Origin of the sequence: Nonomuraea sp. NBC_00507, assembly GCF_036013525.1 — a bacterium.
In the GTDB taxonomy this organism is placed as follows: Bacteria; Actinomycetota; Actinomycetes; order Streptosporangiales; family Streptosporangiaceae; genus Nonomuraea.
Map to the genome: position 1 here is coordinate 1,705,042 of NZ_CP107853.1, position 12,068 is coordinate 1,717,109.

The 12,068-nt window shown below is 68.1% G+C and carries 10 protein-coding genes; 5 read left to right on the forward strand and 5 right to left on the reverse strand.

Annotated elements, in window-relative coordinates; genetic code table 11:
• Nucleotides 1-19: 19 nt before the first annotated feature.
• The 4 genes from OHA25_RS08810 to OHA25_RS08825 all read left to right on the forward strand — a co-directional run bounded on the left by OHA25_RS08810 (nucleotide 20) and on the right by OHA25_RS08825 (nucleotide 3,957).
• The gene (locus tag OHA25_RS08810; RefSeq protein WP_305917578.1) at nucleotides 20-508 is read left to right on the forward strand and encodes a Jag family protein; all 489 of its coding nucleotides are present in this window, start codon (nucleotides 20-22) and stop codon (nucleotides 506-508) included.
• A 350-nt stretch (nucleotides 509-858) separates the two neighbouring features.
• Nucleotides 859-1,530, forward strand: coding sequence for a 16S rRNA (guanine(527)-N(7))-methyltransferase RsmG (gene rsmG, locus OHA25_RS08815; protein WP_327587094.1), 672 nt, complete (start codon nucleotides 859-861; stop codon nucleotides 1,528-1,530).
• Nucleotides 1,531-1,766: 236 nt separating this feature from the next.
• A complete protein-coding gene (locus OHA25_RS08820; protein ID WP_327587095.1) occupies nucleotides 1,767-2,606 on the forward strand; it encodes a ParA family protein in 840 nt (279 codons plus the stop codon).
• Nucleotides 2,607-3,000: 394 nt separating this feature from the next.
• Nucleotides 3,001-3,957, forward strand: coding sequence for a ParB/RepB/Spo0J family partition protein (locus OHA25_RS08825; RefSeq protein ID WP_327587096.1), 957 nt, complete (start codon nucleotides 3,001-3,003; stop codon nucleotides 3,955-3,957).
• A 1,749-nt stretch (nucleotides 3,958-5,706) separates the two neighbouring features.
• Here the strand turns inward: OHA25_RS08825 and OHA25_RS08830 are convergent.
• The 3 genes from OHA25_RS08830 to OHA25_RS08840 form a co-directional block, all read right to left on the reverse strand.
• Entirely contained in the window at nucleotides 5,707-6,756 is a 1,050-nt protein-coding gene (locus tag OHA25_RS08830) for a threonine aldolase family protein (RefSeq protein ID WP_327587097.1), read from the reverse strand.
• Nucleotides 6,757-6,893: 137 nt separating this feature from the next.
• Nucleotides 6,894-7,850 (reverse strand): D-alanine--D-alanine ligase family protein, encoded by a 957-nt coding sequence (locus tag OHA25_RS08835; protein ID WP_327587098.1) that lies wholly within the window; start codon nucleotides 7,848-7,850, stop codon nucleotides 6,894-6,896.
• Between the two features lie 585 nt (nucleotides 7,851-8,435).
• A complete protein-coding gene (locus OHA25_RS08840; RefSeq protein WP_442942084.1) occupies nucleotides 8,436-9,761 on the reverse strand; it encodes an aminotransferase-like domain-containing protein in 1,326 nt (441 codons plus the stop codon).
• A gap of 176 nt (nucleotides 9,762-9,937) precedes the next feature.
• Here OHA25_RS08840 and OHA25_RS08845 point away from each other — a divergent pair, with 176 nt between their 5' ends.
• Entirely contained in the window at nucleotides 9,938-10,555 is a 618-nt protein-coding gene (locus tag OHA25_RS08845) for a GNAT family N-acetyltransferase (protein ID WP_305917572.1), read from the forward strand.
• A gap of 154 nt (nucleotides 10,556-10,709) precedes the next feature.
• Here OHA25_RS08845 and trxA read toward each other — a convergent pair whose 3' ends face one another.
• Nucleotides 10,710-11,024, reverse strand: a complete 315-nt coding sequence (gene trxA / locus OHA25_RS08850) for a thioredoxin (RefSeq protein ID WP_138671814.1) — start codon at nucleotides 11,022-11,024, stop codon at nucleotides 10,710-10,712.
• 10 nt (nucleotides 11,025-11,034) lie between these two features.
• Nucleotides 11,035-11,967, reverse strand: coding sequence for a thioredoxin-disulfide reductase (gene trxB / locus OHA25_RS08855; protein WP_305917571.1), 933 nt, complete (start codon nucleotides 11,965-11,967; stop codon nucleotides 11,035-11,037).
• Between the last annotated feature and the right edge of the window lie 101 nt (nucleotides 11,968-12,068).

Sequence of the window (12,068 nt, forward strand, 5' to 3'; positions counted from 1 at the left end):
CACGAAGGAGAGGCCGGCCATGACCGAGGCCGAGGAGAAGAAGGCTCCTGATCTTGCCGCACTCGAGCAAGAGGGCGAGATCGCTGCCGACTACGTCGAGGGGCTTCTCGACATCGCCGACATCGACGGCGACATTGACATGGACGTCGAGGGCGACCGCGCCCTGGTCTCCGTGGTCGGGCTCAAGAGCTCGGAGCTGGTGGGACCCGGGGGGGAGGTCCTGGAGGCTCTGCAGGAGCTGACCCGCCTGGCCGTGCACCGGCAGACGGGGGAGCGCTCACGGTTGATGCTCGACGTCGCCGGCTATCGCGAGCGGCGGCGTGCGGAGCTCACCAAGCTCGGCACCGAGGTCGCCGGGCAGGTCAGGGAGAGTGGCGAGCCGAAGGCGTTGCAGCCGATGACGCCCTTCGAGCGCAAGATCGTCCACGACGCGGTCGCGGACGCCGGGCTCCGCAGCGAGTCCGAGGGTGAGGAGCCCCACCGGTACGTGGTGGTCCTGCCTGCCTGAGTGTCATCCGATGCGGCCGTCTGCCCCGCCTTCGTGCGCGGTGGGCGGCCGTTTTCCTTTTATCCTTGTACGTGGTGCGAACGGCTGATATCAGCCGGTATTTGCGCCTATATGCCTATATAAACACTGCCGGGAATTCCGAGGGCTCGACGCGGTGGCGGTGTGCTTGAGGGTCACCTTTGGGCCAGCCCGCTAGTCTTCCTTTGTGATCGCCCCTCTAGCCTTGGGTAGGGACCGACTTCGAACCTTGGGGCATGCCCCTGGCTTCAGCTTCCGACCTATCCTCGCCCCTCCTCGTCAGTGCGTTCACTCCCGGCTACGACCTAGCACCAAGAAAGGGCCATCAACCAGTGAGCGATGAGCTTCCGGCGCCGCCGGACATAGCGCGGGACGTCTTCGCCGGGGAGGCTTGGGATCGCGCGAACGCGTTCGCCGAGCTGCTGGCGGGTCCTGGCGTGGTCCGCGGGTTGCTGGGCCCGCGGGAGGTGCCGCGGATCTGGGATCGCCACCTGCTCAACTGCGCGGTGGTCGCCGAGGTCGTTCGGCCGGATGTGCGCCTGGTGGACATCGGGTCGGGCGCAGGGTTGCCCGGGCTCGTCCTGGCGATCGTCCGGCCGGATATCACGGTCACGCTGCTGGAGCCGCTGCTACGCCGTACCGTGTTCCTGGAGGAATGCGTCGATGCCCTGAAGCTCGGCAACGTCGAGGTGGTGCGGGGGCGGGCGGAGGAGCTGGCGGGCAAGCGCGTGTTCGACGTCGCGAGCGCACGTGCCGTGGCGCCGCTCGACCGGCTCCTGAAGTGGGCGATGCCGCTGCTCTGCGAGGGCGGCGAGCTGATCGCTATGAAGGGGGAGCGGGCCGCCGGTGAGCTGGCCGAGGCGGAGGAGCAATTGCGGGCCAGCGGGGCCCGAACGGCTGAGCTTGTGACCGTCGGGCGCGGTAAGGTCGAGCCGCCTGCAACATTGGTTCGGGTGGTAGCGGGTCGCCCGCCGGAGCAAGCAAGGCGGCGACGAAGGAGGTGACGGTTGTGCCAGTCGCGTCATGCGGTCTTGGATGGCCGGGCAACCGTTCTTCGGAGAGTGCAACCGGGGTTGGCTGGCCCGAAATGGGCGTGTCGCGACAGCAAATTCCCGGCACCGGCATACCACTGGTTGAAAGGATGGCGATCGTGACCCAGACCCCCCTGAACCCCGGTGATTCGCCGTTGGTACGAGAGGCGCTCAGCTCAGTGGTTTCACGTGAAACATCTGCAACCCCGATGGCCGCTGCCCAGGCAGGCGAGACCCCAGGCGATGGCGACGGCACCTGGCCGCGCCCTCACAAGTGCCGCGTGATCGCGGTCGCCAACCAGAAGGGTGGCGTAGGCAAGACCACGACGTCGGTGAACATCGCCGCCGCCCTGTCCATGCACGGCCAGCGGGTCCTCGTGGTGGACCTGGACCCGCAGGGCAACGCCTCCACGGCACTGGCCACCGAGCATCGGGGTGACGTGCCGGACGTCTACCAGGTTCTGGTCGACGACCTGCCCATGGCGGACATCGTCAAGCAGGTCCCCGACATGCCGAACCTCTACTGCGCTCCGGCCACCATTGACCTGGCGGGAGCCGAGATCGAGCTGGTGTCCCTGGTCGCGCGTGAGGCCCGCCTCCGCCGGGCGCTGGGGGCCTACGACGCGATCGACCTGGACTACATCGTCATTGACTGCCCGCCATCGCTCGGCCTGCTGACGGTCAACGCGCTGGTGGCCGCGGACGAGGTCATGATCCCTATCCAGTGCGAGTACTACGCGCTGGAGGGCCTCGGTCAGCTCCTCAGGAACGTGGATCTCATCAAGGCTCACCTGAACCCGACACTTCGGTTGTCGACCATTGTCCTGACGATGTACGACGGGCGTACCCGACTGGCGTCGCAGGTGGCGGACGAAGTGCGGGCCCACTTCGGTGACACGGTGCTCAACGCGGTCATCCCACGGAGCGTCCGCCTGTCGGAGGCACCCAGCTATGGGCAGTCGGTCATGACGTACGATCCGGGGTCGAGTGGCGCGATGGCGTACATGGACGCCGCCCGGGAGATCGCGCACCGCGCCACCGTAGCCTGACGATCACCTCAGGATCGTTTCCTCTCATCCCGATGTCCTTCGGCGGCGCGGGCCGTATGGTCCGGCCCCGGGTCCCTTCGGTTGCGCTTTGATCGGGGAGCGGCGTCTTCTCCGCCGAACCGCGTCTGCGAGCACTGCGTGCGGGACCGTTGTCGGTGCGGGCGCAAAGCCCGGTGCGCCTCGCCAGCGTCGGACTGCGCGTGCCTCAACTCCGGCTCCCCGCGCGGGCCAAGGGTGGCGGTGGGCTCTGGGGGACAGTCACTCGTTGGGCAGGTATGTGACCGTGTCGGTGCAAATCCAATAGGACGGAGTGTGGCGAGGGGGCGCTCCGTCGGGCGCGCACCGGTAACCTCTCCTGGAGTGACCGGAATCGGCCGGGTGGTGAGGAGACGCAGTGAGTCAGCAGCGGCGGGGATTGGGCAAGGGACTCGGGGCGCTCATCCCGACCGGACCTATCGTTGACAGCACGGGGTCGGCGCCGGCGTCGGGCAACGGATCGCCGGCCGAGACCGGCCCCAAGCCGATTGCCGGAGCGTACTTCAAGGAGGTCGCCCTCAAGGCGATCGTTCCCAACCCTCGCCAGCCACGTGAGATCTTCGACGAGGAGCGACTCGAGGAACTGGCCGCCTCCATCCGCGAAGTCGGTCTGCTACAGCCGATCGTGGTCCGGTCGGTTGGCGGTGGTCAGTATGAGCTGATCATGGGGGAGCGGCGCTGGCGTGCGTGCCAGCAGGCCGGTCTGGACCCGATTCCGGCCATTGTCCGCAACACACAGGACACTGATCTCCTGCGGGACGCTCTTATCGAGAACCTTCAGCGCGAGCAGCTGAACGCGCTCGAAGAGGCGGCCGCGTACCAGCAACTGCTCGACGACTTTCAGGCGACGCACGAGCAGTTGGCGCAGAGGGTAGGGCGCTCGCGCTCTCACATCACCAACACCTTGCGCCTGCTGAACCTGCCGCCTGAAGTGCAGCGCACGGTGGCCGCCGGCATCATCAGCGCCGGCCACGCCCGGGCCCTCCTTGGCCTCGACTCGGCCGAGGAGCAGATTCAGTTGGCCAAGCGAATCGTGGCGGAGCTGCTTTCGGTGCGGGCCGTGGAGGAGATCGTCTCCATGGGTAGCGCCAAGGCTGCCCAGAAGGCGCCTCGCGAGCGGCAGTCGGCCAAACCCACGGCGCCCGGCCTGACCCATCTGGCCGACCGCCTCTCGGATCACTTCGAGACCAAGGTCAAGGTCGACTTGGGACGCCGGAAGGGCCGGATCGTCGTGGAGTTCGCGACGATCGATGACCTGGAGCGCATCATCGGCACCATGGCGCCAGAGGCGGTCCGCGCTATGCGGGAGGGCTAGCGCCCTATGGGTTAGGGGGAGCGCCGACTTTGTCTCACGGTTTCACGTGAAACAACCAGGCTCCTTGCCCGCGCTGCGCCCACCCCAACGCGAAGTCGGCCGACCTCTGTTGGAACCGGCTCGGTGGAGTTACTCGCCGGGCAGGCGGACATACTCCGTTTCAGTCGACGCTCCGGCCCGCTCGCTTGGCGGCTACTCGGCTGGGTCGATGTTTCACGTGAAACGCGCCGGGGTGCGAGCAGGCTGCGATCAACGACTGTATCCACGCCTCTACTCTGCGCCTCTCCCCGCTTCACGCGCTGCGCGCCAGCGCCTTTGGCCACTAGCCAAGTGCTGGGCAGTCCGCGCCGCGCCATTCGCCACGCGGTGCGCGCCCGCCATTCGCCACGCGCCGACGTCCGCCCTCGCTCGCGTCTTGACTCGCGCCCATACGCTCCGCCCGCGCGCTCCACCGCGCGATCAAGTCTGCGCCCGCGCCACGCTCCAGGCTCCCGCGCCACGAGGCACGAGGCATGCGCCGCGCGCCGGCGTGCGCCCGCGCGTTCCACCGCGCGGTCAAGCCTGCGCCATGCATCATGCGCCATGCTCCACGCTTCATACGCTACGCGCCGCATGCGGCGCCGCTCCACGCGTCGGCGTGCGCCCTCGCTCGCGTCCTGCCCCGCGCCCATACGCTCCCGCCCGCGCGCTCCACCGCGCGATCAAGTCTGCGCCCGCGCCACGCTCCAGGCTCCCGCGCCACGAGGCACGAGGCATGCGCCGCGCGTCAGCGTCCACCCTCGCATGCGTCTTGCCCCGCGCCCATACGCTCCGGCCTGCGCGTTCAGCCGCGCGATCAAGTCTGCGCCCGCGCCACGCGCCCGTGCACGCGCCACGCGCCCGTGCACGCGCCACGCGCCCGTGCACGCGCCACGCGCCCGTGCCACGCGCCCACGTCACGAGGCATGCGCCGCGCGTCGGCATCTGCCCTCGCTCGCGTCTTGCCCCGCGCCCATAAGCGCGCGCTCAACCCCTGCGCCGCCTGCGCCAAGCGCGACGTGCCACGCGCCCATACGCGCGCGCCTGCGCGTTCCGCCGTGCGATCAAGTCTGCGCCGCCGTCTGCGCCAAGCGCCACGCGCCCGTGCCATACGCCCGCCTCGCCTGCCTCTGGCCCCGGGCCATGCGTGCGCCGCCGCCCACGCCAGGCGTCGCGCGCCCATGCCCACGGCCATGCCGTGCGCCCCCGTGCCCACGCCACCCGCCGCGCGTCCGCCTCCCCGCGTCTGGCCCCGGGCCGCACGCGCGCGTCCGCGCGTTCCGCCGTGCGCTCAAGCGTGCGCCGCCGCCTGCGCCTCTGCCAGGGCATGCGTTTGGGCGGTGCGATGTCAATGTCCCGCTTGTGCCGCGCGATGCCGCCGCAGCGGCGCGTGCCTGCGCCCGCGCCATGCCTGCGCCACCCATGCCCGTGCCTGATTCGGAGCCGCGTCAGTGCCCACCCCACCCCCGACCGTCCTGACCCTGCGCCGCGGGTGCGGCGTGCCGGCGGCCCGCGCTTGAGCGGGTACTTGGGCGTGCCGTGTGCTCGCGGCGTGCGGCCGGGACGTCGCCATCTTCGGGTGCTCGCTGTTTCACGTGAAACAGAGGAGCGGTCGGCGGGGAGCCTGGGAAGGGCAGGGGGAGTGCGGCGTGGGTGCGATGGGGGTTAGGGAGACCGCCGTGGGAGTACGACGTGTTTCACGTGAAACGGAGGTCCGAGGAAACGTGCGGTCTACAGAGAGGCGGCGGCCTTGCGGATGTCGTCGAGGAAGTCGTCTACGTGTTCAGGCGCCGTGTCGAAGGCGGTCATCCAGCGGACGACTCCCGTCGCCTCGTCCCAAGGATGGAAGAGGTAGCGGCGGCGGAGAGTCGCTGTGATGGCGGGTGGGAGGGTGGCGAAGACGGCATTGGACTGGACCGGCTGAGCCAGGGACACGCCGGGGATGTCCGCGATGCCGTCAGCCAAACGCATGGCCATCTGATTGGCGTGTGCGGCGTTCCGGCGCCACAGGTCGTCCGTCAGGAGGGCGGAGAGTTGTGCTGAGATGAAGCGCATCTTCGAGGCCAGCTGAAGCGATTGCCGTCGCAGGAAGGGGACGGCGTCGGCCAGTGATGGATCGAGGACCACGACGGCCTCCGCGGCGAGGGCGCCGTTCTTGGTGCCGCCGAAGCTGAACACATCCACTCCGGCGTCTGTCGTGATGGTCTTCAAGTCGCAGCCGAAGTAGGCCGCGGCATTGGCGAGCCTGGCGCCGTCCACATGAAGCCGTAGGCCTACCGCGTGCGTGGCCTCGGCGAGGTCGGCGATCTCTTCGGGGGAGTAGCACGTGCCGAGCTCTGTGGCTTGAGAGATGGAGACCACCGCTGGCTGCGATTCGTGGGGGTTGCCGATCCCGGACAGCCGGGATTTGATGTCGGCGGGTTGAAGCTTGCCGTGTTCGGTGGGGACCGTCATCAGCTTCACGCCGAGCAGGCGCTCTGCCGCCCCGGCTTCATGGGTGGCGATGTGGGCGCTGTCGGGACAGATGATCGCGTCGTAGCGGCCGAGCATGAGCGCCAACCCGACCATGTTGGCGCCTGCTCCGTTGAGAACCGCAAAGCCTTTCGCGCCTGGGCCGAACGACTCTTTGATCCTTTCCTCGAAATCCGAGGTCCATTGGTCGCCTCCATAGGCGGGCGCGTCGCCGTGGTTCGCCGCAGCCATGGCTTCGAGGATGTCGGGGTGCACGCCTGCGTGGTTGTCGCTGGCGAAACTCTTTGGGTACGTCGAATCGATCAGCACATCGTAAGGCTACGACCCGTGGCTTGCCTGGTGGCTCGCTGGCCGGCGATCCGCAGGCTCACGGTCTCGGTGTCTCGGCCAGGAAGGGAGGAGTGGCTGAGCAGCTTCTGTGACTGCGCGTGGTGTGCTGGGTGATGTCAGGTACGGGAGCGGGCGGCGGCGTTCTGGAGGAGGGTGCGGCACAGATCCCCCAGATCCTGGCCGGCGGCCTCAGCGGACATCGGCAGGAGTGAGGTCTCCGTCATTCCGGGAGCCACGTTGACCTCGAGGAAATGGGGAACACCCGCGGCGTCGACGATCAGGTCCGTGCGGGAGATGTCACGTAGGCCCAGAGCGGTGTGGGCGGTGACGGCGGTTTCCGCGCACGCCGCAGCCGCCGGGGCAGGGAGCCGGGCCGGGGCGAAGAACTCGGTGTGCCCAGCCGTGTAGCGGGCCGCGTAGTCGTACACCCCCTCGTCCGGGACGATCTCCACGGCCGGCAGCGCCACGGGGCCGTTGCCGAGGTCCACCACCGAGACCGCCACTTCCACGCCTTCCACGTAACGCTCGATCAGAGCAGTGTCGCCGTAGGCGAAACAGCCGACCATGGCGGCGGGGAGCTCTTCTGCTGTGCGGACGATCGACGCGCCCAGTGCCGAGCCGCCCCGGGCCGGCTTGACGAACAAGGGCAGACCGAGTCGCTCGACGATGCGGCCCAACACCACCGTGGCACCCAGGTCGTGGAACGTCTCCTTGGGGAGGGTGACGGACTCCGGCGTGCGAAGGCCGACGGAGCGGACGACGGCTTTGGCGGTGGGCTTGTCGAAGGCCACTCGGCAGGCGTCCGGATCGGCGCCGACGTACGGCACATTGAGGAGCTCCAGGACGGAACGGATCGCGCCGTCCTCGCCCGCGCCCCCGTGCAGGGTCACGAACACCGCGTCCGGAGGGTCGGCGAGGATCGATGGCACGAGGGATGCGTCGGTGTCCCGGGTCTCCACGTCGATGCCTGCCGCGCGCAGCACCTCACTGACTCGGCGACCCGAGCGCAGAGACACCTCCCGCTCATAGGAGAGGCCTCCGGCCAGCACGAGCACGTGGCCCAGATCGCTCATCACATCTCCTCTGCTGATCGAACGCTGTCCAACCGTACCGGCGTCGGGGGCGAATGGTGTACGTGAGGTGCTTCTCCCCGCGAGTCTGCCCATGCTCGTGGGATTTCCGTGCACAAGGAACTCACGTAGTCGCCGTTCTCGTCGGTCCCTTCTTATCCGTCCTATCTGGCAGTTGATGCCGGGCGATGAGTAAGGCGACCGCGCCGAGAGGGGGCGGTTGCCTCCGCTCGGCGCCGTGCGTGTGATTGGGCAGGCCTCATTGCGGCATGCATGAACTTGTCCCCCACGGGGGGCCGGATGCGCTGCTGCAGCGGCAGAAGAGGGTTGGTGACGAGCGGGCCGGTGCCGGAATGAGGACTGGTGTTGGGATGAGCGTCACCGCGACGCGCGGCCCATGCGTCCTCGGGCTATACGGCCCGGGCGAAGCCGTCTCGACCGAAACGGCTTCGCCCGGGATGCGAGGCGAGACCAAGTGGGCTGAGTGACCGAGCTCGCCCGCGACTCGCCGACACCGGGGAGGCGTCGTCTCAGCCCAATCCGCTGTCATCACGGTCCAGCGGCACTGTGCCGGCGAGTGGGCGGTTACTAGGCCAGGTCCGGGCCGGGAGTGTCCACGCCGGGGTGTTCGCGCACCGAGCCGGTCCCGAACGTGTCCCGCAGTTGCATCTCCTGCTCGATCACCCCGGCGAGCCGCCGCACCCCTTCCCGGATGCGGTCCGGCTCGGGGAAGCAGTAGGACAGGCGCATGTGCCGCGCCCCGCTGCCGTCCGAGAAGAACCCGGTCCCGGGAACGAACGCCACGCGCTCGGCCACGGCCCGCGGCAGGATGGCCTTCGAGTCGAGCCCTTCCGGCAGGGTGGCCCAGACGAAGAAGCCGCCGGCGGGGCGGGTCCAGGTGACCTCGGGTGGCATCAAGGCGTCGAGGGCGTCCACAAGTGCATCACGGCGCTCGCGGTAGAGCTCCTTGAACGACTTGATCTGCTCCCGCCATGGCTGCGTGGCCAGGTATTGACCCACGGCCAGCTGCGTGAAGGAGGAGTGCGACAGCACGGCCGACTCCATGGCGAGCACGAGCTTGTCGCGAATGGCGTGCGGGGCCAGTGCCCAGCCGACCCGGAAGCCGGGGGCGAGCGTCTTGGAGAACGACCCCAAATAGACCACGCCGTCGGGATTGTCGGCCCGAAGGGCGCGCATGGGCTCTCCGTCGAAGCCGAGCAGCCCGTACGGATTGTCCTCGATGATCAGCACCCCGGCCCGCTGGCAGATGTCGAGCACCTGCTGCCGGCGGGCGAGGTTGAGCGTGACGCCGGCGGGGTTCTGGAAGGTCGGGATCGTGTAGAGGAACTTGATGGGCGCGCCCGCGGTCTCCAGCGCGTAGATCGTCTGGGCCAGCGATTCGGGCACGATGCCCTGATCGTCCATGGCAACGTGGACCACTTTGGCCTGGTAGGCGGCGAATGTGCCCAACGCTCCGACGTACGACGGGCCCTCAGCGAGCACCACGTCGCCCGGGTCGATGAAGATGCGGGTCATCAGATCAAGCGCTTGCTGCGACCCCACGGTGACGACCACGTCGTTCGCCCCGGCCTGAATCCCCTCCAGCCGCATGACCTCGCAGATCTGCTCGCGCAGGTGCGGGTCGCCCTGGCCGGAGCCATATTGCAGCGCGACCGGGCCATGCCTGGTCACGAGGTCGGAGACCAGCTCACCGACCATGTCGAGGGGGAGGGCCGTGACGTACGGCATGCCGCCCGCGAGCGAGACCACCTCGGGCCTCGACGCGACGGCGAAAAGAGCTCGGATCTCGGAGGCGACCATCCCGGTAGCTCGCGCGGCGTACCGATCGACGTAGGCGTCGATGCGCGACCCTTGGGTCGCGGGTGTCTGACCGTGATCCAGCTCTTCTGTCACGGCCCACCTCCTAGGTGTCATACGGGGCGGAAATACCAGATTACGCCAGACGGACATGTCGCACGTGACCGGGCTCAACCGTCGTGGTGTCCGCTGGTGGCATCTTCACTCGGCTACGATGCCAGGTGTGGACGCGGTTTTCGCGCGCTTTTCCGGGTCAACGATAGGGGCGGTAGTTGTCGCGCCGACTGGTCAACATAACCCTGGACAATCTTGAAGATTTGCCGCGGCGCTGCCGACGGTGCGTGTTCTGGGAGCTCGATCCCGTCAGCGGGGACCGCGCGGTGGACTCGGGCGACCCAGGGCTGGAGAAGGAAGCCTGGATCTCCGCCACGCTGCTGGAGTGGGGGAGCTGCGGGAAAATCGCCTATGTCGACGGCGTGCCCGCGGGGTTCGTGCTGTACAGCCCGCCGCTCTACAGCCCGCGTTCGGTGGCCTTTCCCACCTCGCCGGTCAGCGCCGACGCCGTGTTGCTGATGACGGCTCACATCATTCCCGAGTTCTCGGGCGGCGGGCTCGGGCGGATGCTGATCCAGGGTGTGGCCAAAGACCTGACGCGGCGCGGGGTCAAAGCCATAGAAGCTTTCGGGGACCTCAAGTGGGAAGAGCCTAGTTGTGTAGTTCCTGCGGATTACTTGCTTTCTGTGGGGTTTAAGACGGTTCGTCCGCATTTGCGATTCCCAAGGCTCCGCCTGGAGCTCAAGACCGCTGTCTCGTGGCGTGAGGACGTCGAGGTGGCTCTGGAGCGGCTCCTGGGCTCCATGAGCCCGGAACGCGCGCTGCGCCCCGTCTGAGCGCCGCTCAGCCCCACACGCTGCCGTTCAGCCCCGTACGCCCCCGTTCAGCCCGTACGTCGCCGCCCCGGCCGTGCCCGAGCCGTACGCGAGAGCCCCCCGCGAATACCACCGCGGGGGGCTCTGCCTGGCGAAGCGCGCCGTAACGGGCGCACTAGATGATGCCGTCGAGCTCGCGAAGCAGCATGGCCTTCGGCTTGGCGCCGATGATCTGCTTCACGACCTCCCCACCCTTGTAGACGTTCAGCGTGGGAATCTGGAGCACGCCGTATTGGCGCGGAACCTCAGGGTTCTCGTCGATGTTGAGCTTGACGATCTCCAGCTTGTCGCCGTGCTCGTTGGCGATCTCCTGCAAGATGGGCGCGACCTGACGGCACGGGCCACACCACTCGGCCCAGAAGTCGACCAGCACAGGCTTGTCGCTCTTGAGGACCTCTGCTTCGAAAGTGGCGTCGGTGACAGCCTTCACGGTGCGCTCCTTACTTCTCGTTGTCGGCTAGCCAGCGCTCGGAGTCGAGCGAGGCCGCACAGCCGGTGCCGGCCGCGGTGATGGCCTGGCGGTAGGTGTGGTCGACGACGTCACCCGCGGCGAAGACGCCGGGGATGTTGGTCGCGGTGGTCGGGGAGGCCACCTTGATGTAGCCGTCTTCGTCGAGGTCGATCTGGCCCTTGACGAGGTCGGTGCGCGGGTCGTGGCCGATGGCGAGGAACAGCGCGTCGGTGGCGAGCTCGCACTCCTCGCCGTTCTTGACGTTGCGCAGCTTCACCGCCTCGACCTTGGTGTCACCGAGCACGTCGACGACCTCGGAGTCCCAGATGAAGCGGATCTTCTCGTTCGCGAGCGCCCGGTCCTGCATGATCTTGCTGGCCCGCAGGGTGTCGCGGCGGTGCACCACGGTCACCATGCGCCCGAACCGGGTCAGGAACGTGGCCTCCTCCATCGCCGTGTCGCCACCACCGACGACCACGATGTCCTTGTTACGGAAGAAGAAGCCGTCACAGGTGGCACACCAGGACACACCATGACCGGACAGGCGCTTCTCGTTCGTCAGGCCCAGCTCGCGATAACCGGAGCCCATGGCCAGGATGACGGACTTGGCGTAGTAGGTGTCAGTGTGGGTCTTGACGACCTTGGGGTTGGCCTCCAGGTCCACTTCGACGACGTCGTCGGCGACCAGCTCGGCGCCGAACCGCTCAGCCTGCTTACGCAGGTTGTCCATCAGGTCGGGGCCCATGATGCCGTCGGGGAACCCAGGAAAGTTCTCCACGTCGGTGGTGTTCATGAGCGCGCCGCCCGCGGTGACGGAGCCCTCGAAGATCAGCGGCTTGAGCTCGGCGCGCGCGGAGTAGACGGCCGCGGTGTAGCCAGCTGGGCCGGATCCAATGATGATCACGTTACGAACGTCGCTCAACGCTCCACGCCTTCCTCGTCTGCTGTTGCACCGGCGTCAACAGATCCTAGGCCGCCGTGATTCCCTGCCCTACCCACGACGCCCTGGCGAAACGGAAGTCC